At 77.4% G+C, this 26,401-nt stretch carries 2 protein-coding genes; both read right to left on the bottom strand.

Translation table 11 applies throughout. The annotated features are described in order from the left end of the window. Window positions 1–38 precede the first annotated feature (38 nt). Entirely contained in the window at window positions 39–11,303 is an 11,265-nt protein-coding gene (locus LPU61_RS05545) for a type I polyketide synthase (protein WP_229404324.1), read from the bottom strand. 45 nt (window positions 11,304–11,348) lie between these two features. Then, complete coding sequence (locus LPU61_RS05540) at window positions 11,349–26,375, bottom strand: type I polyketide synthase (protein ID WP_229404323.1); 15,027 nt, start codon at window positions 26,373–26,375, stop codon at window positions 11,349–11,351. Window positions 26,376–26,401 lie beyond the last annotated feature (26 nt).

The following is a 26,401-nucleotide window of genomic DNA, read 5'->3' as shown; positions in this document are numbered from 1 at the left end:
ACCCACCTCACTCGGCATGCCGTGGTCGTTGCGGCTGGTCACGACGTCTCCAGCTCGCGGTCGATCAGGTCGAAGATGTTCTCGGCGGTGGCCGACTCCAGGTCGTCGTCGCCGCCCGCGTCGGACTGCCGCTCGGCCAGCCGGTCCAGCAGGCCGTGCAGCCGGTCGGTGATGCGGCGGAACTCGTCGTCGGCCGGGTCGAGGCCGGCGAGGGCCGCCTCGATGCGGTCGAGGTCCAGGCTGGCTCCCGTCGCCGAGCCGCCCGCCGAATCGGCTGAACCGCCCCCCGACCCACCCGCCGGGGCGAGCTGCTCGGCGAGGTGCGCGGCGAGCGCCGCCGGCGTCGGGTTGTCGAAGACGAGGGTGGCGGGCAGCCGCAGCCCGGTGGCCGCGCCGAGCCGGTTGCGCAGCTCCACGGCGGTCAGCGAGTCGAAGCCGAGTTCGCGGAAGGCGCGGGTCGGCTCGATGCCGGCCGGGTCGCCGTGGCCGAGGACGACGGCGACGTTCGACAGCACCAGGTCGCGCAGGGCGCGTACCCGCTTGTCGGCGGTGAGGCCGGCGAGCCGCGCCGCGTACGCCTGCCCGTCGGTGGCCTCACCGGCGGCGGCCCGGCGGCCGGCGGCGCGGACCAGCCCGGTCAGCAGCGGGTGCACGGGCGCGCCCGGCGCGGCGACCCCGGTGCTGATCTTCGCGGGCATCAGCACGGCCCGCTCGGACCGCCAGGCGGCGTCGAACAGGGCGAGGGCCTCGTCGTTGGACAGGGCGGCCATGCCGCCCCGGTCGAGGCGGCGGATGTCGGCGGCGTCGAGGTGCCCGGTCATGCCGCTGGCCTGCGCCCACCGGCCCCAGGTGAGGGAGACCGCCGGCAGCCCGAGGGCCCGCCGGTGCTCGGCGAGGGCGTCGAGGAACGCGTTGCCGGCGGCGTAGTTGCCCTGCCCCGGGCCGCCGAAGACCCCGGCGGCGGCGGAGAACAGCACGAACGCGGTCAGCTCGTGGCCGACCGTGGCGCGGTGCAGGTTCCAGGCGGCGTCGACCTTCGGCCGCAGCACGGCGGCGAGCCGGTCGGGGGTCATCGACTCCAGCACCCCGTCGTCGAGGACGCCGGCCGCGTGCACGACGGCCCGCAGCGGATGCCGGGCGTCCACCATGGACAGCACGTCGGCGACGGCGTCCGGGTCGGCCAGGTCGGCGGCGACGATCGACACGTCCGCGCCGAGCGCCTTGAGGTCGGCCAGCAGCGCGTCCGCGCCCTCGGCGTCGGGTCCGCGCCGGCTGACCAGCAGGAGCTGCCGGGCGTCGTGGGCGGTGACCAGGTGCCGGCAGAGCAGCGCGCCGAGGGTGCCGGTCGCGCCGGAGACGAGGACGGTGCCGTCGAGGCGGGGCACCTGCGGGATGCTCAGGGCGAGCTTGCCGACGTGCCGGGCCTGGCTGAGGAAGCGGAACGCCTCCGGGGCGCGCCGGACGTCCCAGTCGCGGCGGGGCAGCGGCCGCAGCGCACCGGTGGCGAACAGCGCCACCAGCTCGGCGAGCATCTCGCCGATCTTGTCCTGGCCGGCCTCGATGAGGTCGAACACCTGGTAGCTGACGCCGGGATGGTCGGCGGCGACCCGCTGCGGGTCCCGCTTGTCGGTCTTGCCCATCTCGACGAACCGGCCGCCGGGGGCGAGCAGCCGCAGCGACGCGTCGACGAACTCCCCGCTGAGCGCGTTGAGCACGACGTCCACGCCGCGCCCGCCGGTGCGGTCGCGGAACGCGTCGACGAAGTCGAGGCTGCGGGAGGAGGCGACGTGCGCGTCGTCGAAGCCGGTGGCGCGCAGCGCCGGCCACTTGCCGGGGCTGGCCGTGCCGTAGACCTCCGCGCCGAGGTGGCGGGCGATCTGCACGGCGGCCATGCCGACGCCGCCGGCCGCCGCGTGCACCAGCACGGACTCGCCCGCGTCGAGGCGGGCCAGCTCGACCAGGCCGTACCAGGCGGTGAGGAAGACCACCGGCACGGCGGCGGCCTCCGCGTACGACCAGCCGTCGGGGATGCGGGTGACGAGGCGGTGGTCGGTGACGGCGACGCTGGCGAACGAGCCGGAGAACAGGCCCATCACCCGGTCGCCGGGGGCCACACCGGTGACGCCGGGGCCGACGTCGAGCACCACGCCCGCGCCCTCGTTGCCGAGCACCTCCTGGTCGGGGACCATGCCGAGGGTCAGCACCACGTCCCGGAAGTTGAGGCCGGAGGCGCGCATCGCAACGCGTACCTGCCCGGCCGGCAGCGCCTCGGTGACCTCGGGGCAGGGCAGCACGGCCAGGTTCTCCAGGGTGCCCTTCTCGGTGACGTCGAGCCGCCACGGCACGTCGTCACCGGGCAGGGCCAGCGTGCCGGCGTCGCGGGCCCGCACCAGCCGGGGCACGAGCAGCGCGCCGTCGCGCACGGCGACCTGCGGCTCGCCGCAGGCGACGGCCGCCGGGACGGCCGCGAGGCAGCCGGCGTCGTCGTCGGCGTCCAGCAGCGTGAACCGGCCGGGGTGCTCGGCCTGCGCCGAGCGGACCAGCCCCCACAGGGCGGCCCGCGCCAGGTCGCGGGGGGCCTCGCCGGGGGCCGCGCCGACCGCCCCGGCGGTGCGCAGCACCAGGCGGGACCGCTCCAGGCCGGGTTCGGCGAGCCAGCCCTGCACGAGCGCGAGGGCGTCCCGGGCCGCGTCGTGCGCGGCGTCGCCGGCCCGCGCCGGGTCCGCGCCGACCCACTGCGCGACCACCACATCGGGTACGTCGCCGCAGCGCTCGACCTCGGCGGCGAGGGCGGCCAGGTCGGCGTGGGCGGTCACGGGGTGCCCGGCGGCGGCCAGCGCGGCGGCGAGGCCGGCCGGGTCGTCGCCGAGCAGCGCCCAGCGGGTGCCGCCCGTGGCATCGGTGCCGCCCACCGCGTCGGCCCGTTCCGGCAGCGGTGCCGGGTCCAGCGGCGTCCGGTCCGGCGAAGCCCCGCCCAGCGGCGTCCAGTCGAGGTGGAACAGACAGTTGCGGCGCAGGGCGGCGGCCTCGTCGGCCCGACCGGCGGCGACCGGGCGGAACGTCAGCGACTCGACGGTGGCGACGGGCTGCCCGGCGGTGTCGGCGAGCGTGACGGCGAGGGTGTCGGTGCCGAGGGGGCGCAGCCGCACCCGCAGCCGGGTCGCCCCGTGGGCGTGCAGGCCGACGGCGCGGAACGCGAACGGCATCCAGCCCGTGCCGGCGGTGTCGCCGTCGGCGTTGCCGTCGCCGAGCAGCCCGGTGAGGCCGCTGGCCTGGAGCGCCGCGTCGAACAGGGCGGGGTGCAGGCCGAAGCGGGGCGCGTCGGCGGCCACCGCGTCGGGCAGGGCCACCTCGGCGTACGCCTCGTCGACGCCGCGCCACACCCGGCGCAGGCCCCGGAAGGCCGGGCCGTAGCCGAGGCCGCCGCCGGCCATGTCGGCGTACCAGGCGTCGAGGTCCGCGTCGACCTCGACGGCGTCGGCGGGCGGCCACTCCCCCGGCACGACCAGCGGGGCGGGGAGCTGCGGCAGCAGCAGGCCCTCGGCGTGCCGGGTCCACTCGCCGTCGCCGTCGCCCTCGGTGCGGGAGTGCACGGTGACGGTCCGCTCGCCGGTGTCGCTGGGCGCGCCGACGCGTACCTGCACCTGCACGGCCCCGGCCGGCGGGACGACGAGCGGGCTGATCAGGGTGAGGTCGCCGACCTGGCCGGCGTCGACCTCGTCGCCGGCCCGCACGACCATGTCGACGATCCCGGTCCCGGGGACGACCACCGTCCCGCCGACGGCGTGGTCCGCGAGCCACGGGTGGGTACGCACCGACAGCCGGCCGGTGAGCACGACCGTCTGGTCGTCGGCGACCGGGATCGCGGCGCTGAGCAGGGGGTGCCCGGCGTCCTGGAGGCCGGCGGCACCGACGTCCCGGACCTGGTGCGCGGGCGGCTCCAGCCAGTACCGGCCCCGGTCGAACGCGTACGTGGGCAGCGGCACGGTGCCGGCCTCGGCGAGGACCCGGGTCAGGTCGACGGGCAGGCCGATCGCGTGGGCGGTGGCCAGGTTGGTCAGGAGTCGGGTCGGGTCGTCGTCACCCCGGCGCAGGCTGCCCAGCGTGTGCCCGGTGACCCCGGCGTCGTCGAGGATCGCCGTCACCGGCATCGTCAACACCGGATGCGGGGAGATCTCCACGAACGTGGTGTGCCCGGCGGCGATAGCGACCCGGACGGCGGCATCGAACTGCACGGTCTGCCGCAGGTTGTCATACCAGTAGTCCGCCGTCATGCTCTCCGGCTCGACCCAGTCACCGGTGAGCGTCGAGACCAGGCGGGTGTGGCCGGGGCGGGGAGTGATGTCGGCCAGGTCGGCGCGCAGCCGCTCCGCCACGTCCTGCACCGACGGGGAATGCGACGCGTAGTCCACCGGAATCAGCCGCGCCCGGATCCCCTCGGCCTGGCAGGCGTCCACCAGATCCGCGACCGGCTGCGGCGGCCCCGACACGACCACCGTCGACGGGCCGTTCACGGCGGCCACACCCACACCCGGGAACGCGGGGAGACGCTCGGCCACCGCATCGGCGGACAGGTCCACCGACGCCATCGCCCCAGTCCCGCGCAACACCGCCAGGGCACGCGACCGCAACGCCACCGTCTTAGCCGCATCCTCCAGGGACAGGATCCCCGCGACACAGGCAGCGCCGATCTCACCCTGCGAGTGACCCACCACCGCCTGCGGGGACACGCCCACGTGCTCCCACACGGCCGCCAGGGCGATGCCCACCGCCCACAGGACCGGCTGCACCACCTCCACCCGCTCCAACCACGACTCGTCATCCCCCGTCAACACCGACACGAGATCCACGTCGAGGTAGGGGGCGAGGGCACGCTGGCACTCGGCAAGGCGCGCGTCGAACACCGGCGTACGACCGACCAGGCCGGCGGCCATGCGTGCCGACTGCGCCCCCTGACCCGGGAACACGAACACCGGACCCGCACCGTGACCCGACGCCACACCGGCCACCACATTGCCCGCCGGAGCGCCTGCGGCGAGCGCGTCCAGACCAGAGAGGAACTCCTCCACACCCGAACCGACCACGGCGGCCCGCTGGTCGAACGTCGACCGGGTCGTCGCCAGAGACCAACCGACCGCCGCGGTGTCCAGCACGCCGTGCTCCCGCACGTAAGCGGCCAGCCGGGCCGCCTGACCAGCCAGGGCCACCTTCGACCGGGCCGACACCGGCCACACCGTCACATCGGCGGCCAGCAGCCCGGGGACGCCGGTGACGGCCGGGGCCACAGGCTCGTCGCCCTGCTCGACGATGACGTGCGCGTTGGTGCCGGACATGCCGAACGACGACACCGCCGCCCGACGCGGCCGGTCCGTCCCGGGCCACGGGGTGGCCTCGGTGACCAGCTCGACGGCTCCGGCCGTCCAGTCGATGTGCCCCGACGGGGCGTCCACGTGCAGGGTGGCGGGCACGGTCCCGTGCCGCATCGCGAGGACCATCTTGATGATCCCGGCGACGCCGGCCGCCGCCTGCGTGTGGCCGATGTTCGACTTGATCGACCCGAGCAGCAGCGGCGCGGCGTCGCCCCGACCCTGCCCGTACGTCGCAAGCAACGCCTGCGCCTCGATCGGGTCCCCGAGGGTCGTGCCCGTCCCGTGCGCCTCCACCACGTCCACGTCCACCGTCGACAACCCCGCCGACGCAAGGGCCTGCCGGATCACCCGCTGCTGCGACGGACCATTCGGCGCGGTCAACCCGTTCGACGCACCGTCCTGGTTCACCGCAGAGCCGCGCACCACAGCGAGAACCGTGTGACCGTTACGCCGCGCGTCCGACAGCCGCTCCACGAGGAGCACCCCGACACCCTCACCCCAACCGGTGCCGTCCGCCGCCTCGGCGAACGCCTTGCACCGGCCGTCGGCGGCGAGGGCCCGCTGGCGGGAGAACTCAGCGAAGGTGGCGGGGGTGGTCATCACGGTGACGCCGCCGGCCAGCGCCAGGTCGCACTCGCCGCGCCGCAGCGCCTGCACCGCCAGGTGCAGTGCGACGAGGGACGACGAACACGCCGTGTCCACCGACACCGCCGGCCCCTCCAACCCCAACGCGTACGCCACCCGACCCGACACCACGCTCGCCGCGTTGCCGGTGCCCGCGAAGCCCTCCGCAGCATCGGCGGACATCATCAACAGGGCCCCATAGTCCTGGCCGTTGGTGCCGACGAACACCCCTGTTCGCGAACCCCGCAACCCCGCCGGATCAACCCCTGCCCGCTCCACCGCCTCCCACGACGCCTCCAGCAACAGGCGCTGCTGCGGGTCCATCGCCATGGCCTCACGGGGCGAAATGCCGAAGAAGGCCGCGTCGAAGTCGGCGGCGTCGTGGAGGAAGCCGCCCTGGTCGGCGTAGCTGGTGCCGGGGGTGGCGGGGTCGGGGTCGAAGAGCCGGTCGAGGTCCCAGCCCCGGTTGGTGGGGAAGTCGCCGATGGCGTCGGCGCCGTCGGCGACGAGCCGCCAGAGCTGGTCGGGGTCGGCGATGCCGCCGGGGTAGCGGCAGGCCATGCCGACGATGGCGACCGGGTCGTCGCCGTCCACGGTGGGCGCGGCGGCGGCCGGGGCGGGGTCGGTGGCGTCGCCGAGGAGGCCGCCGAGCAGGAAGCGGGCCAGCACGATCGGGCTGGGGTGGTCGAAGACGAGGGTGGTGGGCAGGGCCTGCCCGGTGGCGGCGGCGAGCCGGTTGCGCAGCTCCACGGCGGTGAGCGAGTCGAAGCCGAGGTCCCGGAACGCGGTGGTGGCGCCGATGGCGGCGGGTCCGCCGTCGTGGCCGAGCACGTCGGCGGCGTGGTCGCGGATCAGGTCGGCGAGGGTCTCCTCGCGGCGGGCCGGCGTGAGCCCGGCGAGGCGGCGGCGCAGGGTCGCGGCGGGGCCGTCGTCGCCGTCGTCGGTGGGTGCGCCGCCGTCGAGGGCGGCCTTCGCCTCGGGTACGCCCTCCAGCAGGGGCCGCCGCCGGGCGGAGGCGTACGCGGGGGCGAACCGGGTCCAGTCGACGTCGGCGACGGTGAGGGTGACGTCGTCGTGGTCGAGGGCCTGCGCGAGCGCGCCCATGGCGACGGCGGGGTCCATGGCGGGTACGCCCCGGCGGCGCAGCTGCTGGTCGGAGTCGGCCCCGTGCATGCCGCCGTCGGCCCAGGGGCCCCAGGCGACGGCGGTGCCGGCGTGCCCGTCGGCGCGGCGCTGCTGCACGAGCGCGTCGAGGTAGGCGTTGCCGGCGGCGTATCCGGCCTGGCCGGCGCTGCCCCAGGTGGCGGCGATGGACGAGTAGACGACGAAGGCGTCGAGGTCCCGGTCGGCGAGCAGGTCGTGCAGGTGGGTCGCGCCGGTGGTCTTGCCGCCGGTCACCTCGGCCAGTTCGGCGGCGGTGACCTCGGCGAGGGGGGTGGTCTGGGCGACGCCGGCGGTGTGCACGACGGTGCGTACGGGCGGGCCGTCGGCTTCGACGCGGCGCAGCAGGTCGGCGAGGGCGGCCCGGTCGGTGATGTCGCAGGCGGCGACGGTGACCCGGGTGCCGAGGGCGGTGAGTTCGGCTTCGAGGTCGGCGGCGCCGGGGGCGGCGGGGCCGCGCCGGCTGACGAGGACGACGTGTTCGGCTCCGGCGGCGGCGAGCCAGCGGGCGGCGCGCGCGCCGAGGCCGCCGGTGCCGCCGGTGATGAGGGCGGTGCCGGTGGGCGTGTAGCGGCGGGCCGGGGGGCGGTCGCCGAGGGCGGCGCGGACGAGGCGGCGGGCGAAGACGCCGGGGCCGCGTACGGCGAGCTGGTCCTCGCCGGTCGTGCCGGTGAGGATCGCGGCGAGCCGGCCGGTGGCGCGGGCGTCGGGTCGGGTGGGCAGGTCGACGAGGCCGCCCCAGCGGTGCGGGGCCTCGACGCTGACGACCCGGCCGAGTCCCCAGGTGGCGGCCTGGGCGGGGTCGGCGAGCCGGTCGTACGCGGCGGCGGCGACGGCGCCCCGGGTGACCAGCCACAGCGGGGCGTCGTGGCCGGCGTCGCCGAGGGCCTGGGTGAGGGCGAGGGTGGCGGCGAGGCCGGGCAGGGTGGCGTTGGTGGTCGGGGGTGCCCAGGCGAGCAGGGAGACGACCCCGGCGAGCGGGGTGTCGGCGAGGGCGGCGGCGAGGGCGGCGCGGTCGACGTCGGGTTCGACGGTCAGCGGCAGCGGGTCGGCCCCGGCGTCGGTGAGCGCGGCGCGGACGGCTGCCACGGCCGGGTCGTCGGCGAGGCCGGCGGGGAGCGCGAGGAGCCAGGCGCCGGCGAGCCGGCCGGGGGCGGGTTCGGCGGTGACCTGCCATTCGGCGCGGTACCGCCAGCCGTCGAGGACGGTGTGTTCCTGCCGCTGCCGCCGCCAGTCGGCGAGGGCGGGCAGCAGGGCGCGCAGGGAGTCGGCGGTGGCGTCGTCGATGTGGAGGGTGTCGCGCAGGGCGTCGAGGTCGGCGCGTTCGACGGCGTCCCAGAACCGGTGGTCGAGCGCGCCGGTGCCGGTGGCGGGGTCGGTGGGGGCCTCGGCGGGCACCCAGTAGTGCTGCCGCTCGAACGGGTAGGTGGGCAGGTCGACGAGGCGGCCGGGCCGGTCGGCGAGGACGTCGGCCCAGCGGACGGCGGTGCCGGCGACGTGCAGGTGGGCGAGCGCGGCGAGCAGTGCGCGGCGTTCGGGGCGGTCGCGGCGCAGGGCGGGCACGACGGCGGCGGTGGCGACGTCGGGGGCGGCGGCGACGGTGGCGACGGTCTCCTCGGCGGCGGCGGCGAGGACGGCGTCGGGGCCGACCTCGACGAAGGTGCCGACGCCGTGGGCGCGCAGGGCACGTACGCCGTCGGCGAAGCGGACGGCCTCGCGGACGTGCCGCACCCAGTAGTCCGGGGTACGGATCGCCTCCGGGTCGGCGAGGTCACCGGTCAGGTTCGACACGATCGGCAGGGCCGGCGCGCGCAGGTCCAGCCCGGCGACGACGGCGGCGAACCCGGCGAGCATCGGCTCCATCAGCGGGCTGTGGAACGCGTGACTGACCTTCAGCCGCCGCGTCTTCACCCCACGCGCGGCCCACAGCCCGGCCACCTCGTCCACGGCGGACGCCGCGCCCGACACCACGACGGACGTCGGGCCGTTGACGGCGGCGATCCCGACCGGGCCGGTCACCCCGGCGAGGGACTCGACCACCTCCGCCTCGGACGCCGCGACCGCCAGCATCGCCCCGCCGGGCGGCAACGCCTGCATCAGCCGCCCCCGCGCCGCGACGAGCGCGCAGGCGTCGGCGAGGGTGAACACCCCGGCGACGTGCGCGGCGACGACCTCCCCGATGGAGTGGCCCGCGACGAGGTCCGGGGCGATCCCGAACGAGCCGAGGAGCCGGTGCAGGGCCACCTCCACGGCGAACAGGCCGGCCTGGGTGAACACGGTCTGGTCGAGCAGCGCGGCCTCGGGCGTGCCGGCGGCGGCGAACAGCACCTCCCGCAGCGGCCGGGGCAGGTGCGGGTCGAGGGCGGCGCACACCTCGTCGAGGGCCTGCGCGAACACCGGGAACGCGGCGGCCAGTTCCCGCCCCATGCCGGCGCGCTGGGCGCCCTGCCCGGAGTAGAGGAACGCGACGGCGCCCCGTTCGGCGGCGGCACCGGTGACGAGGCCGGGGGCGGGCCGGTCGTCGGCGAGGGCGGTCAGGGCGGCGAGCAGCCCGTCGGTGTCGTCGGCGAGGACGACGGCCCGGTGCTCCAGGGGGCTGCGGGAGGTCACCGAGGACCAGGCGACGTCGGCGGGGTGGGGGGCGGCGTCGGCGACGTACCGGGACCACTGCTCGGCCTGGCGGCGCAGCGCGGCGCGCGTGCGGCCGGTGAGCAGCACGGGCGCGGGCGGCTCGGGCCGGTCGGCGGCGGCGGTCGCGGCGTCGGCGGCCTCGGGCTGTTCGAGGATGAGGTGGGTGTTGGTGCCGCTCATGCCGAACGAGGAGACGGCGGCCCGGCGGGGCCGGTCCACGGCCGGCCACGGGGTGGGCTCGGTGACGAGGGTGACCGCGCCGGCGGCCCAGTCGACGTGCGGGGTGGGCGCGTCGACGTGCAGGGTGGCGGGCACGGTGCCGTGCCGCATCGCCATGATCATCTTGATGATGCCGGCGATGCCGGCGGCGGCCTGGCTGTGGCCGAGGTTGGACTTGATCGAGCCGAGCAGCAGCGGCGCGGCGTCGCCCCGGTCCTGGCCGTAGGTGGCGAGCAGGGCCTGGGCCTCGATGGGGTCGCCGAGGGTGGTGCCGGTGCCGTGGGCCTCGACGACGTCGACGAGGTCGGGGGTGAGCTTCGCGCCGGCCAGGGCCTGCCGGATGACCCGCTGCTGGGCGGGGCCGTTGGGGGCGGTGAGCCCGTTGGACGCGCCGTCGGAGTTGACGGCGGAGCTGCGGATGATGCCGAGGACGGGGTGGCCGTTGCGGCGGGCGTCGCTGAGGCGTTCGAGCAGGAGCATGCCGACGCCCTCGGACCAGCCGGTGCCGTCGGCGGCGGCGGCGAACGACTTGCACCGGCCGTCGGCGGCGAGCCCGCGTTGGCGGGAGAACTCGACGAACGGGCCGGGGGTGGCCAGCACGGTCGCGCCGCCGGCGAGGGCGAGGCCGCACTCGCGCTGGCGCAGGGCCTGGCAGGCGAGGTGGACGGCGACCGACGACGACGAGCAGGCGGTGTCGACGGTGACGGTGGGCCCCTCCAGGCCGAAGGTGTAGGCGAGCCGGCCGGAGACGACGCTGGCGGCGGAGCCGGTGAGGACGTAGCCCTCGACGCCGGGGGCGCGGTGCAGCACGGCGGCGTAGTCCTGGCCGGAGGTGCCGACGAACGCGCCGGTGCGGCTGCCGCGCAGGGACAGCGGGGCGATGCCGGCGCGTTCGAACAGTTCCCAGGTGACCTCCAGCAGCAGCCGCTGCTGCGGGTCCATGGCGAGGGCCTCGCGGGGGGAGATGCCGAACAGGGCGGCGTCGAAGCGCCCGGCGTCGTAGAGGAACCCCCCGGCGGCGGTGTACGAGGTGCCGGGGTTGTCGGGGTCGGGGTGGTGCAGCCGGTCGAGGTCCCAGCCCCGGTCGGTGGGGAACTCGCCGATGGCGTCGCCGCCGGTGGAGACGAAGTCCCACAGCGCCTCGGGTGAGCTGATGCCGCCGGGGTAGCGGCAGCTCATCGCGACGATGGCGACCGGCTCGGACTCCTCGGCGGTGACCTCGCGCAGCCGCTGGCGGGTCTGGTGCAGCTCGGCGATGACCCGCGTGAGGTACTCGCGCAGCCTCTCTTCGTCCGCCATGGTTGATCTCGCTCCCTCGTGTGGCACCGGTACGTGTCGCGTGACTCAGGAAAGCCCGAGGTCCCGGTCGACAAGATCGAAAAGCTCCTGGTTGCTGGCGACGCGCAGCCGGTCGGCCACCTCGGCGGCCTCGTCGGGCCGCTCCCCCGCGCCCCGGTCGGCGGCGCCGAGGCGTTCCAGCAGCCGGTGCAGCCGCATGGTGACCCGGACCCGGCCGAGGTCGTCGGTGTCGCGCCGGACGAGGGCGGCCTCCAGCTCGTCGAGTTCCTCGACGGTCGGCAGCTCCTGCACGGACGCCTCGCTGACCAGCTCGCCGCGCAGGTGCTCGGCGAGGGCCTGCGGGGTCGGGTAGTCGAACACCACCGAACTGGCCGGGCTGAGGCCGGTCTCCCGCGCGAGCCGGCCGCGCAGCTCCACGGCGGTCAGCGAGTCGAAGCCGAGGTCCCGGAACGGCCGGTCGGCCTCCAGGGCGTACGGGCTGTCGTGGCCGATGACCGCGGCGGCGGCGGTGCGGATCAGGTCGACCAGCAGCCGGTTCTGCTCGGCGGCGGTGAGGTCGGCGAGCCGCTTGCGCAGCCCGGTGCGGACCTCGTCGCCGCCGTCGGCGGCCGGGTCGGTGCCGGCGCGCTGGGCCGCCACCTCGGGCAGGTCGCCGATCAGGGGCCGGGGCCGGGCGGAGGCGAAGACGGGGGCGAAGCGGGCCCAGTCGACGTCGGCGACGGTGAGCACGGTGCCGTCGCCGGTGATCGCGGCGCGCAGGGCGGCCATCGCGGGTTCCCGGTCGAGCAGGGACACGCCGCGCCGGCTCATCGCCACGGCGTGGTCGTCGCTGACCATGCCGCCGCCGGCCCACGGTCCCCAGTTGACGGAGACGACCCGGGCCCGGCCGGCGGGCCGGGACTGCGCCCACGCGTCGAGGAAGGCGTTGCCGGCGGCGTACGCGCCGTGGTCGCCGACGCCCCACGCGGCGGCGATCGACGAGAAGTAGACGACCAGCTCCAGGTCGTCGGGGTCGAGGAACTCGTCGAGGTGGCGGGCCCCGGCGGTCTTGCCGGCGACGACGTCGGCGAGTTCGTCGGTGCCGACGACGCTGACCGGGTTGAGCCGGCCGACGCCAGCGGCGTGCACGACGGCGCGTACGGTCTCGCCGTCGCGGCGCAGGCCGGCGACGAGGGCGGCGACGGCGTCGCGGTCGGCCAGGTCGCAGGCCACGGCGCGGGCGTGCGCGCCGAGGTCGGCCAGCTCGGCGAGGGTGGCGGCGACGCCGGGCGCGTCGGGGCCGCGCCGGCTGACCAGGATGAGCCGGCGAGCGCCGTGCCGGGCCAGCCAGGCGGCGGCGTACGAGCCGATCGCGCCGGTGCCGCCGGTGATCAGCACGGTGTCCGGCGGCTGCCAGGCGGGGGCGTCGGGCCGCTCGGCGCGGGCGGCGCGGGCGAGGCGGCGCAGGTGGATGCCGAGGGGACGCACGGCGAGCTGGTCCTCGGCGTCGGTGTTGGTGAGCGCCCGCAGCAGGTGGTCCCCGGCGGCCGGGTCCAGCTCGGCGGGCAGGTCGAGCAGGCCACCCCAGTGGGCGGGGTGTTCCAGGGCGGTGACCAGGCCGAGGCCCCAGGTGGTCGCCTGGGCGGGGTGGGCGATGGGGTCGCCGGGGCCGGTGCTGACGGCCTGCCGGGTGAGCAGCCACAGCGGCCCGGCGGGGGCGGCGTCGGTGACGGCCTGGACGAGGGCGAGGTTGCCGGTGAGCCCGGCGGGCACGGCCGGGTGGTCGGGGTGGGGCCGCTCGTCGAGGGCGAGCAGCGACACGGTACGGGTGGCCGCGCCGGCCGCCAGCAGCGCGGCCAGTTCGGCGCGGGTGGCCGTGGCGGGGTCGACGGCGAGGGTACGCACGGTGCCGCCGTGCGCGGCGACCAGCGCGCCGATCCGGTCGGCGACGTCGGCGGCCGACTCGGTGGTGCCGGTGCCCCGGTCGGCGGCACCGGTGCCCTGGTCAGCGGTGCCGGCGGCGGTACCGGGCTGGCCGGCGGGGACGACCAGCAGCCACTCCCCGGTGGCGGGGCCGGCGGTGAGGCGGCGCTGCGGCCAGGTGATCCGGTAGCGCCAGCCGTCGACGAGCGCGTCGGTCTGCCGCTGCCGGTGCCAGTGGGCGAGGGTGGGCAGCTGGTCGCGCAGCGGCCGGTCCGGGTCGACGCCGAAGCGGGTGGCGAGGGCGTCGCCGTCGGCGTCGGCCACGGCCTGCCAGAACGCCTCGTCGGCGGTGCCGGCGGCGGGGGCGGCCGGCTCGGCGGTGCGCAGCACGTCGCCGTCGCCGACGGGCCAGAACCGCTGGTGCCGGAAGGCGTACGTGGGCGGGGTGACCGGGTCGGCGGCGGGCAGCAGCGCCGCCCAGTCGACCCGTACGCCGTGGCAGTGCAGCCGGGCCAGCGCGCCGAGCAGCGCCTCGGCCTCGCCCCGGCCGGGCCGCTGGACGCCGGTGACGAGGGTGCGGCCGGCGTCGGGCAGCGCGTCGGCGGCCAGGGCGGTGAGCACCGTGTCGGGGCCGACCTCCAGCAGCGTGGCGACGCCGAGGGAGTGCAGGTGGTCGACGGTGTCGGCGAACCGGACGGCGTCGCGCACGTGCCGCACCCAGTAGTCGGGGGTGCAGATCAGCTCGGGGTCGGCGGCCCGGCCGGTCAGGTTGGACACGAGCGGGACGGTCGGCGGGGCGTAGTCGAGGCCGGCGGCGACGGCGGCGAACTCGGCGAGCATCGGCTCCATCAGCGGGCTGTGGAACGCGTGGCTGACGGTGAGCCGCTTGGTGCGTACGCCGAGGGCGGTGAAGTGGTCGGCCAGGTCGGTGAGGGCGTCGCCGTCGCCGGAGACGACCACGGCGGCCGGGCCGTTGACGGCGGCGACGGCGACCCGGCCGGCGTACGGGACGAGGGTGGCCTCGACGTCGGCCTCGGGCGCGGCGACGGCGAGCATTCCGCCGCCGGCCGGGAGGGCCTGCATGAGCCGGCCCCGGTTGCCGACGAGCGCGCAGGCGTCGGGGAGGCTGAGCACCCCGGCGACGTGGGCGGCGGTGATCTCGCCGACGGAGTGCCCGGCGACGAGGTCGGGGACGATCCCCCAGCCGGCGAGGAGCCGGTGCAGGGCCACCTCGACGGCGAACAGGCCGGCCTGGGTGAAGACGGTCTGGTGGATCAGGTCGGCCTCGGCGCTGCCGTCGGCGGCGAACAGCACCGCCTTGAGCGGCCGGGGCAGGTGCGCGTCGAGGTGCTGGCAGACCTCGTCGAGGGCCTCGGCGAAGGCGGGGAACGCCCGGTACAGCTCGCGGCCCATGCCGGCGTGCTGGGCGCCCTGGCCGGAGAAGAGGACGGCGAGGGTGCCGCCGGGCTCGGCGACGTCCCGGGTGAGGGTGGGGTGGTGCTGCCCGGCGGCGAGGGCCCGCAGCCCGGCCACGTACGCGTCGCGGTCGGCGGCGAGCAGCACGGCCCGGTGCCGCAGGTGGGAGCGGCCGGTGGCGAGCACCCGGGCGACGGCGGCGTCGCTGGTGGCTGCGACGTCGGCGGCGGGATCGGCGGGCCCGGCGGCGGCGGCCTCGGCCCAGTCGGCGAGGCGGGCGGCCTGGGCGGCCAGCCCGTCGGCGTCGTCGCCGGAGACCACCCAGGGCAGCAGCGGCGGCGCGGGCGGCTGCGCGTCGCCGGCCTCCGGCACGGGCGCGGCGTCGACGGGCGGGGCCTGTTCGAGGATGACGTGGGCGTTGGTGCCGCTGACCCCGAACGCCGACACGGCGGCCCGGCGGGGCCGGTCCACGGCGGGCCACGGGGTGGGCTCGGCGAGCAGCGCGACCGCCCCGGCCGCCCAGTCGACGTGCGGGGTGGGCTCGTCGACGTGCAGGGTGGGCGGCAGCAGGTCGTGCTGGAGCGCCATGACCATCTTGATGACGCCGGACACGCCGGCCGCGGCCTGGGTGTGGCCGATGTTCGACTTGATCGAGCCGAGCAGCAGCGGCCGGTCGGCGGGCCGGTCCTGCCCGTACGTGGCCAGCAGCGCCTGCGCCTCGATCGGGTCGCCGAGGCGGGTGCCGGTGCCGTGGCCGTCGACGGCGTCCACGTCGGCGGCGGTGAGCCGCGCGTTGGCCAGGGCCTGCTGGATGACCCGCTGCTGGGCGGGGCCGTTGGGGGCGGTGAGCCCGTTGGACGCGCCGTCGGAGTTGGTGGCGGAGCCGCGTACCACGGCGAGGACCCGGCGGCCGTCGCGGCGGGCGTCGGAGAGCCGCTGGAGCAGCAGCAGGCCGGCGCCCTCGCCCCAGCCGGTGCCGTCGGCGGCCCCGGCGAACGACTTGCACCGGCCGTCGGCGGCGAGGCCGCGTTGCCGGGCGAACTCCAGGAACGGGCCGGGGGTGGCCATCACGGTGACGCCACCGGCGACGGCCGTGTCGCACTCGCCGGAGCGCAGCGACTGCACGGCCAGGTGCAGCGCCACCAGCGACGACGAGCAGGCGGTGTCGACGGAGACGGACGGGCCCTGGAGGCCGAAGGTGTAGGAGAGCCGCCCGGAGACGACGGCCGCCACGTTGCCGGTGGCCTGGTAGCCCTCGGTCTCGGCGCGGGCGGCCATCAGCAGCGTGGCGTAGTCCTGGCCGTTGGTGCCGACGAAGACGCCGGTGTTGCTCTCCCGCAGGTCGGCGGGGGCGATGCCGGCGCGTTCGAACAGCTCCCAGCCGGTCTCCAGCAGCAGCCGCTGCTGCGGGTCCATCACCAGCGCCTCGCGCGGGGAGATGCCGAACAGCGCCGCGTCGAACCCGGCGACGTCGGCGACGAAGCCGCCCTCGCGCACGTACGAGGTGCCGGGGGTGTCGGGGTCGGGGTCGTAGATGGCGTCGAGGTCCCAGCCCCGGTCGGCGGGGAACCCGGCGATGGCGTCGCGGCCGTCGGCGACGAGCCGCCACAGGTCCTCGGGGCTGGCCACGCCGCCGGGGTAGCGGCAGCTCATCGCGACGATGGCGATGGGTTCGTCGAGGGCGGCGACGGCCCGGGTGGGCGCGGCGGCCTGCTCGGTGACGCCGAGGATGCGGTCGGCCAGCCAGCCGGCGAGCAGCGTCGGGGTGGGCCGGTCGAAGACCAGGGTGGCGGGCAGCCGCAGGCCGACGGCCTCGCCGAGCCGGTTGCGCATCTCCACGGCGCTGAGCGAGTCGAAGCCGATCTCCCGGAACGGCCGGTCCGCGCCGATCGCCTCGGCGGAGGCGTGCCCGAGCACGGCGGCGGCGTGCACCCGCACCAGCTCCAGCAGGGTGCGGCGGCGTTCCGGCTCGGCGAGGCCGGCGAGCCGGCCGCGCAGCGGGGACGCCTCGGCGGGCTCGTCGTCGTCGCGGCTGCGGGCGGCGATGATCCGGGCCACCTCGGGGATGTCCTCGATCAGCGGCCGGGGGCGGGTCATCGCGAACGTCTGGTGGAACCGGTCCCAGGCGATGTCGGCGACGGTGAGGGTGGTGTCGTCGTCGGCGAGGGCGCGGGCGAGCACGGCCACGGCCAGGTCGGGGCGCATCGGCCGGACCCCGGAGCGGAACATCTGGTCGGCGGCGCCGTCGGTTTCCAGCATGCCGCCGCCGTCCCACGCGCCCCAGGCGACGGCGGTGGCGGCGAGGCCCCGGCGGCGGCGGTCCTCGGCGAGGGCGTCGAGGAACGCGTTGCCGGCGGCGTAGCCGCCCTGGAGGCCGCCGCCCCACACGCCCGCGCCGGAGGAGAAGAGCACGAACGCGGACACGTCGCCGCCGAGGACCTCGTCGAGGTTGACCGCCCCGGCGACCTTGGCGTGCAGGCCGTCGGCCAGCTCGGCGACGTCGGTGCCGGCGAGCGGGCCGGCGTGGGCCACCCCGGCGGCGTGGAACACGGCGTCGACGGTGACGCCGTCGGCGGCGAGCCGGTCGACGAGGGCGCGCAGCGAGTCGGCGTCGGCCACGTCGCAGGCCGCGACGGTGACGCGCGCGCCGAGGCCGGTCAGCTCGGCCTCCAGCTCGGCCGCGCCGGCCGCCGCCGGGCCCTGCCGGCTGGTCAGCACCAGGTGCGCCGTGCCCTCGCGGGCCAGCCAGCGGGCCACGTGCGCGCCGAGGGAGCCGAGGCCGCCGGTGACCAGGGCGGTGCCGGCGGGCCGCCAGCCGGGCCGCTGCGGGGCGGGTTCGGCGGCGGCGCGGGCGAGCCGGCGGGCGAACAGGCCGGAGGTGCGTACGGCGACCTGGTCCTCGTGGCCGACGCCGGCCAGGACGGCGGCGAGCCGGCCCCGGGCGCGCCGGTCCAGCTTCGCGGGCAGGTCGACGAGGCCGCCCCACCGGTCGGCGTGTTCCAGGGCGGCGACCCGGCCGAGGCCCCAGACGAGGGCCTGCCGGGGGTGGTCGAGGGGGTCGGCGCGGCCGGTGGAGACCGCGCCGCCGGTGGCGCACCACAGCGGTGCGGTGATGCCGGCGTCGCCGAGGGCCTGCACGAGGGCGAGGGTGCCGGCGAGGCCGGCGGGGACGACGGGCCGCTGCGGGTGGGGGGTCTCGTCGAGGGCGAGCAGGGACAGCACGCCGGTGACGGCGGCGGCGTCGACCTCGGCGAGCCGCGCGGCCAGGGCCGCCCGGTCGGCGTCGGCGACGGCCAGCGGGGTCACGTCCGCCCCGGCCTCGCCGAGGGCCTGCACGACCTGACCGACGATCGGCTGGCCGGCGTACGCGGCGGGCGCGACGAGCAGCCAGGTCCCGCCGAGGGTGGCGCTGGCGGCGGCGGTGAGCGGCGTCCACTGCACCCGGTAGCGCCAGGCGTCCACCGTGGACTCGTCGCGGCGGCGCTGCCGCCACGAGGACAGCAGCGGCAGGGCCTCGCCGAGCGCGCGGGCGTCGGCGGTGTCGATGCGCATGGCGGCGGCGAGGGCGTCGGCGTCGGCGCGTTCGACGGCGTCCCAGAACTGCCGGTCGGCGGGGTCGTCGGCGGCGGCGGCCGGTCCGGTGCGTACGGGGGCCTCCGGCCAGTAGCGCTGCCGGTGGAAGGCGTACGTGGGCAGCGGCACGGCCGGGCCGGTGCGTACGCCGCAGACGGCGTTCCAGTCGGCCTCGACGCCGCGCACGTGCAGTTCGGCCAGCGCGGTGAGGATCCGGGCCCAGCCGCCGTCGCCCCGGCGCAGGGTGTTGACCACGGCCGCCTCGTGTTCGGCGGTGTCGATGGTCTCCTGCATGCCGAAGCTGAGCACGGGGTGCGGGCCGACCTCCAGGAAGACCTGGTGGCCGTCGGCGAGCAGGTTGCGTACGGCCTGCTCGAAGTTCACGGTCTCGCGCAGGTTGCGGTACCAGTAGCCGGCGTCGAGGGTGGTGGTGTCGGTCTGCTCGCCGGTGAGCGCGGAATAGAACGGCAGCTCGGCGGGGCGGGGGGTGATCCCGTCGAGGCTGGCCAGGAGCCGGCCGGCGACCGCCTCGACCTGCGGGGAGTGGGAGGCGTACTCGACGTCGATGGGGCGCGTGCGCACGCCGTCGGCGGTGCAGGCGGCGACGAGGTCGGCGAGGTCGTCGATGTCGCCGGCCACCACGACCGACCCGGGTCCGTTGACCACGGCGACGGAGAGCCGGCCGGCCCACCGCTTGAGCAGGTCGCGGGCCCGGTCGGCGGGCAGGGCCACGGAGACCATGCCGCCCCGGCCGGCGATGTCGACGAGCACCTGGCTGCGCAGGGCGACGATCTTGGCGGCGTCCTCCAGGGTGAGGGCCCCGGCGACGCAGGCCGCGGCGATCTCGCCCTGGGAGTGGCCGACGACGCCGCCGGGGCGGACGCCCAGCGAGCGCCACAGCCGGGCCAGGGAGACCATCACGGCCCACAGGGCGGGCTGCACGACGCCGGAGGCGACCAGTGGCGGGGCGCCCTCGGCCCCGCGCAGCACGCCGGTGAGGGACCAGTCCACCCAGGGGGTGAGGACGGCCTCGCACTCGGCGATGGACGCGGCGAACACCGGGGAGCTGTCGAGCAGGTCGACGGCCATCCCGGGCCACTGGGAGCCGTGGCCGGAGAACACGAAGACGGGGGCGGTGTTGCGCAGCGCCGTGCCGGTGACGACGCCCGCGACGGTCTCGCCGTCGACGAGGGCGGTGAGGCCCTGGGCCAGTTCGGCCTGGTCCTGGCCGAGCACGACGGCCCGGTGCGGAAACGCCGCCCGGGTGGTGGCGAGGGCGTAGCCGACCTCGGCCGGTTCGACCTCGGGATGGGCGGCGAGGTGGGCGCGCAGCCGGGCGGCCTGCTCCCGCAGCGCGGCCCGGTCGGTGGCGGAGAGCACGAACGGCACGAGGCCGGCGTCGGTGGCGGCGCCGGGCCGGGACTCGGCGGCGACGACCGGCTCGGGGGCCTGTTCGAGGACGACGTGGGCGTTGGTGCCGCTGATGCCGAAGGAGGAGACGGCGGCGCGGCGGGGCCGGTCGACGGCCGGCCACGGGGTCGCCTCCGTGGCCAGGGTCACCGCACCGGCCGTCCAGTCGATGTGCGGGGACGGCTCGTCGACGTGCAGGGTGGGCGGGACGAGCCCGTGCCGCAGCGCGAGCACCATCTTGATCACCCCGGCGACGCCGGCGGCGGCCTGGGTGTGCCCGATGTTCGACTTGATCGACCCCAGCAGCAGCGGCCGGTCGGCCGGCCGGTCCTGCCCGTAGGTGGCCAGCAGCGCCTGCGCCTCGATCGGGTCGCCGAGGGTGGTGCCGGTGCCGTGCGCCTCGACGGCGTCCACGTCGGCCGGGGTCAGCCGGGCGTTGGCGAGGGCCTGCCGGATGACGCGCTGCTGCGACGGGCCGTTCGGGGCGGTGAGGCCGTTGGACGCGCCGTCCTGGTTGACGGCCGTGCCACGCACGATCGCGTAGACGCGCCGGCCGTCGCGCTGCGCGTCGGCGAGCCGCTGCACGAGCAGCATGCCGACGCCCTCGCCCCAGCCGGTGCCGTCGGCGGCGGCGGCGAACGACTTGCACCGCCCGTCGGCCGACAGGCCGCGCTGCCGGGAGAACTCGACGAACGTCCCCGGCGTGGCCATCACGGTGACGCCGCCCGCCAGGGCCAGGTCGCACTCGCCACTGCGCAGCGCCTGCGCGGCCAGGTGCAGGGCGACCAACGACGACGAGCACGCGGTGTCCACGGTGACGGCCGGCCCCTCCAGGCCGAACGTGTACGCGACCCGCCCCGACAGCACGCTGCCGGAGGTGCCGGTGCCGATGTAGCCCTCCACCTCGGCGGGCAGGTCCATCAGCCGGGAGGCGTAGTCGTGGTACATGACGCCGGCGAACACGCCGGTGCGGCTGCCGCGCAGCCGGTGCGGGTCGAGGCCGGCGGACTCGAACGTCTCCCACGCGGTCTCCAGCAGCAGCCGCTGCTGCGGGTCCATGGCGAGGGCCTCGCGGGGGCTGATGCCGAAGAACCCGGGGTCGAACTCCGCCGCCCCGTAGAGGAAGCCGCCGTGCCGGGTGTACGAGGTGCCGCTGTTGGCCGGGTCGGGGTCGAACAGGGTGTCGAGGTCCCAGCCCCGGTCGGCGGGGAACTCGCTGATCCCGTCGCCGCCGGTGGCCAGCAGCTCCCACAGCTGGTCCGGGTTGTCCGCGCCGCCGGGGAAGCGGCAGGCCAGGCCGACGATCGCGATCGGGTCGTCGAGGCCCGTGGCGGTGGCCGCCTCGGCCGGGGTGACGGTGGCGGCCCGGTTCCCGGCGAGTTCCGCGTACACCTGGCCGGCGAGGATGCGCGGGGTCGGGTAGTCGAACACCAGCGTGGACGCCAGCCGCAGCCCGGTGGCCGCGTTGACCCGGTTGCGCAGGTCCACCGCCGTCAGCGAGTCGAAGCCCAGCTCCCGGAACGCCCGGTCCGCCGGCACGGCGTCCGCGCCGCCGTGCCCGAGGACCTGCGCGACGAGGCCCCGGACGAGGGCGTCGACCTGGTCGCGGGCGTCCTGCGGATCCAGGCCGGCGATCCGGTCGGCCCAGTTGCCGTGGCCGGCCTGCCGGCGGGTGGGCACCGCGCCGAGCAGCACCCGCAGCAGCGACGGCACCCGGCCGGCGACGACCCGGGCCCGCATGGCCGGCACGTCGAGCACGGCCGGCACGAGGGCGGGCCGGCCGGCGGCGAGGGCCGCGTCGAACAGTTCGAGGCCGGTGTCGGCGCTCATCGGCGAGATGCCGGCGCGGGCCGAGCGCGCCCGGTCGGCGTCGCCGACCGTCGCGGCCATCCCGGCGGTGTCCCACATCCCCCAGGCGAGGCTCGCGGCGGGCAGGCCGGCCTGCCGGCGGTACGCGGCGAGGGCGTCCAGGAACGTGTTCGCCGCCGCGTACGCGGCCTGGCCGGGTGAGCCGAGCACCCCGGCGACGGAGGAGTACACGACGAACAGGTCGAGGTCCCGCCCGGCCGTCGCCTCGTGCAGGTGCCACGCGGCGGCGGCCTTCGGGGCGAGCACCCCGGCCAGCCGCTCGGGGCTGATCGCGGTGACCACGCCGTCGTCGAGGACGCCCGCCGTGTGCACCACGCCGGCCAGCCGGCCGCCGACCCCGGCGACGAGGGCGGCCACCCGGTCGGGGTCGGTGACGTCGGCGGCGACCACCTCGACGCGGGCGCCCAGGCCGGTGAGCCGCTCCGCCAGCGCGTCCGCGCCGGGGGCCGCCGGGCCCTGCCGGGACACCAGCAGCAGCGACCGGGCACCGTACGCGGTGACGAGGTGCTCGGCGACGAGCGCGCCGAGCGCGCCGGTGCCGCCGGTGACCAGGACGGTGCCGTCGCCGAGGGCGGGGGCGGCCGGGGGCTCGGCCGGGGCGGCGGCGCGCACGAGGCGCGGGGTGAGCACGGCGTCGCCGCGCAGCGCCACCTGCCCGCCGGTGCCGGCGGGGTCGTCGGCCACCCGGGCGAGCACCGCCAGGGCGGCGGCGTCGACACCAGCGGCGTCGGTGCCGGCGGCCAGGTCGGCGAGGACGATCCGGTCGGGGTGCTCGGACTGCGCCGAGCGCAGCAGGCCCCACACGGCGGCCCCGGCGAGGTCGGTGACGGGGTCGTCGTCGCGGGTGGCCACCGCGCCCCGGGTCAGCACGACCAGCCGGGTGTCGGCCAGCGCATCGGCGGCCAGCCACGCCTGGACCACGCCGAGCACGTCGGCCGCGACGGCCCGGACGACGTCGGGCAGGCCGGCGGACGGTACGCCGGGCAACCCGGAGCGTTCGGCGGCGGACAGGCCGGCTCCGGGAGAGGCGACGGGCGGGCCGGCTTCGGGAGAGGCGACGGGCAGGCCGGCGGCGGGCGCGGGGAGGACCGGGAGCACGAGGGCGCGGGGCAGCCCCTCCCCCGCCTCGTCGGCGGCGGCCAGCACCGCCGCCACGTCTGCGAAGACGGGCAGGTCGAGGGCCCATACCGAGGGGGTCGCGGTCAGCAGCGCCCAGCCGGTGGGCTCCTCGGCGGGCGGCACCTCCTCGGCCTGCCAGGCGACCTCGAACAGCGAGCGGGCGGCGACGCCGGGGGCGGTCAGGCCCGTCATCTCCCGCAGCGCGAGGGCGTCCACCGACACCACGGGTGCGCCCGCGCCGTCGGTGGCGACGAGCCGCACCGCCGAGCCGTCGCGGGTCAGCCGCACCCGCAGCGCCGTCGCCCCAGATGCGTGCACCTGCACGCCGGAGAACGCGAACGGCACCCGGGGGCCGCCGTCGGCGTCGGCGAGCAGCGCCCCCACGGGGTGCAGGGCGGCGTCCAGCAACGCCGGGTGCACGCCGAACGCGGCGGCGGGCCCGGCGGCCTCCTCGGGCAGGGCGACCTCGGCGTACACCTCGCCGTCGCCGGTCCACAGCCGACGCAGCCCCCGGAACGCGGGCCCGTACGCCAGGCCGCGCCCGGCGAGGGCGTCGTACCACTGGGCGAGGTCGACCTCGGTGGCCGCGACGGGCGGCCACACGCCGAGGACGGGCTCGTCGGCGGCGGCCGGTTCGAGGACGCCCTCGGCGTGCCGGACCCAGCCGCCCTCCGGGTCCTCCTCGGACTGGGCGTGCACGGTCACCGCGCGGGCGCCGGTGTCGTCGGCGGCGCCGACGCGCACCTGCACGCGGACGCCGCCGGCCTCGGGCAGGGCCAGCGGGGTGGCGACGGTCAACTCCCGCACCCGGGACGCGCCGACCTCGTCGCCGGCCCGCACGACCAGCTCGACCAGGGCCGCGCCGGGCACCACGACGACGCCGGAGACGGCGTGGTCGGCGAGCCAGCCGTGGGTGGCCAGGGACAGCCGGCCGGTGAGCAGCACCATGTCCTCGCCGGCCACGGAGACCGCCGCGCCGAGCAGCGGGTGCCCGGCCGCGCCGAGGCCGGCGCCGGTGACGTCGGCGATCCGGCCGACCGGCTCCAGCCAGTACCGCTCGTGCGCGAACGCGTACGTGGGCAGGTCGACCCGGCGCGCGCCGGCCCCGGCGAGCAGGGCGTCCCAGTCGACGGGCAGGCCGTCGGCGTGCAGCCGGGCCAGGGCCTCCAGCAGGGCGCGCGGCTCGGGGCGGTCCTTGCGGGACAGCGGCACGAGCACGGCGGTCGGGTCGGTGAGGCAGCTCTGCGCCATCGCGGTGAGCACCCCGTTGGGGCCCAGCTCGACGTACGTGCCGACGCCGGCCTCGGCGAGCCGGTCGACGGCGTCGGCGAAGCGGACGGCCTCGCGGACGTGCCGCACCCAGTAGTCGGGGCTGCACAGCAGCTCCGGCCCGGCGACCCGGCCGGTCAGGTTCGACACGATCGGCACGGTGGGCGGGGAGAACGTCAGCCCGGCGGCGACGGCGGCGAACTCGGCGAGCATCGGGTCCATCAGCTCGCTGTGGAACGCGTGGCTGACCCGCAGCCGGTGGATGGGGGTGCCCCGCTCGGCCCAGTGGGCGGCCACCTCCTCGACGGCGGCGGCGTCGCCGGAGACGACCACGGCGGCGGGGCCGTTGACGGCGGCGATGCCGATCCGGCCGGTCACCCCGGCGAGGGACTCGACCACGGACGCCTCGTCGGCGGCGACGGCGAGCATCGCCCCGCCGGCCGGCAGGGCCTGCATGAGCCGGCCCCGGGCGGCGACCAGCGTCGCGGCGTCGGCGAGGGTGAGCACCCCGGCGACGTGCGCGGCGGCCAGCTCGCCGATGGAGTGGCCGACGAGGAGGTCGGGGGCGAGCCCGAACGACCCGGCGAGCCGGAACAGCGCCACCTCGACGGCGAACAGGCCGGCCTGGGTGAACACGGTCTGGTGCAGCAGGTCGGCCTCGGGCGTGCCGGCGGCGGCGAACAGCACCTCGCGCAGCGGCCGGGGCAGGTGCCCGTCGAGCGCGGCGCACACCTCGTCGAGGGCGGTGGCGAACACGGGGAACGCCTCGGCCAGCTCGCGGCCCATGCCGGGGCGCTGCGCGCCCTGCCCGGAGAAGAGGAACGCGACCCGGCCCCGGGGCGCGGCGGTGCCGGTGACGACCGGCGCGGCCGGCTCGTCGGCGGCGAGGGCGCGCAACCCGGCGAGCAGCTCGGCGCGGTCGGCGGCGAGGACGACGGCCCGCCGGGGCAGCCCGGCGCGGGCGAGCGAGGACGCGGCGACGTCGACGGGGCGGGCGTCGGGGTCGGCGTCGAGGTGGTCGGCCCAGCGGCGGGCCAGCGCGGCGAGGGACTCGGGGCTGCGGGCCGACAGCAGGACCGGCGACAGCGGCGGGACGACGGCCGGTGCGGCCGGGTCGGGCTCCTCGGCGGCGGGGGCCTGTTCGAGGATGACGTGGGCGTTGGTGCCGGAGATGCCGAACGACGACACGGCGGCCCGGCGCGGCCGGTCCACCGCCGGCCAGGGGCGGGGCTCGGTGAGCAGCGACACGGCCCCGGCCGACCAGTCGATGTGCGCAGACGGCGCGTCGACGTGCAGGGTGGCGGGGAGCCGGCCGTGCCGCAGCGCCTGCACCATCTTGATCAGCCCGGCGACGCCCGCGGCGGCCTGGGTGTGGCCCAGGTTGGACTTGACCGAGCCGAGCCACAGCGGCTCCGCCCCGGCCCGGTCCTGCCCGTAGGTGGCCAGCAGCGCCTGCGCCTCGATCGGGTCGCCGAGGGTGGTGCCGGTGCCGTGCGCCTCGACGGCGTCCACGTCGGCGGGGGCGAGCCGGGCGTTGGCCAGGGCCTGCCGGATGACCCGCTCCTGGGAGGGGCCGTTGGGCGTGGTGAGGCCGCTGCTGGCCCCGTCCTGGTTGACGGCGCTGCCCCGGATCACCGCGTAGACGCGGCGGCCGTCGCGCTGGGCGTCGGAGAGCCGCTGGAGCAGCAGCACGCCGACGCCCTCGGCCCAGCCGGTGCCGTCGGCGGCGTCGGCGAACGACTTGCACCGCCCGTCGGGGGCGAGGCCGCGCTGCCGGGAGAACTCGGCGAACACGCCGGGGGTGGACAACACGGTGACGCCGCCGGCCAGGGCCAGGTCGCAGTCGCGCTGGCGCAGCGCCTGCACGGCGAGGTGCACGGCGACCAGCGACGACGAGCAGGCCGTGTCGACGGTGACGGCGGGCCCCTCGAGCCCGTACGTGTAGGCGACCCGGCCGGAGACGAGGCTGCCGGAGTTGCCGGTGCCGAGGTAGCCCTCGACGCCCTCGGGCAGGTCCAGCACCCGGGAGGCGTAGTCGTGGTACATCACCCCGGCGAAGACGCCGGTGCGGCTGCCGCGCAGCCGCTGCGGGTCCAGGTCGGCGGACTCGAACGCCTCCCACGCGCTCTCCAGCAGCAGCCGCTGCTGCGGGTCCATGGCCAGGGCCTCGCGAGGGCTGATGCCGAAGAAGGCCGGGTCGAACTCGGTGGCGTCGTAGAGGAACCCACCCTGGTCCGTGTACGAGGTGCCCGGGTTGTCCGGGTCGACGTGGAACAGTCGCTCCAGGTCCCAGCCCCGGTCGGTGGGGAAGTCGCCGAGCCCCTCGCGGCCGGCGTCGACGAGGTCCCACAGGTCGTCCGGGCCGCGTACGCCGCCGGGGAACCGGCAGGCCATGCCGACGACGGCCATCGGCTCGCGGTCCTTCGCCTCCACCTCGCGCACCCGCCGCCGCGCCTCGCGCAGGTCGGCCGTGGCGCGCCGGAGGTAGTCGAGGAACTCCGCCTCAGTGGGCATCGGGCCACTCCGTATCGGGATCAGAC

This window comes from Micromonospora sp. NBRC 110038 (genome assembly GCF_020884815.1).
GTDB classification, from domain to species: domain Bacteria; phylum Actinomycetota; class Actinomycetes; order Mycobacteriales; family Micromonosporaceae; genus Micromonospora; species Micromonospora haikouensis.
Note: the sequence above shows the minus strand (reverse complement) of the source record. Positions and strands in the feature narration are given on the sequence as shown.

Excerpts from the sequence above, each read along its gene's own strand:
- LPU61_RS05545 (WP_229404324.1), bottom strand. The coding sequence starts at position 11,303 with ATGGCGGACGAAGAGAGGCTGCGCGAGTACCTCACGCGGGTCATCGCC.
- LPU61_RS05540 (WP_229404323.1), bottom strand. The coding sequence starts at position 26,375 with ATGCCCACTGAGGCGGAGTTCCTCGACTACCTCCGGCGCGCCACGGCC.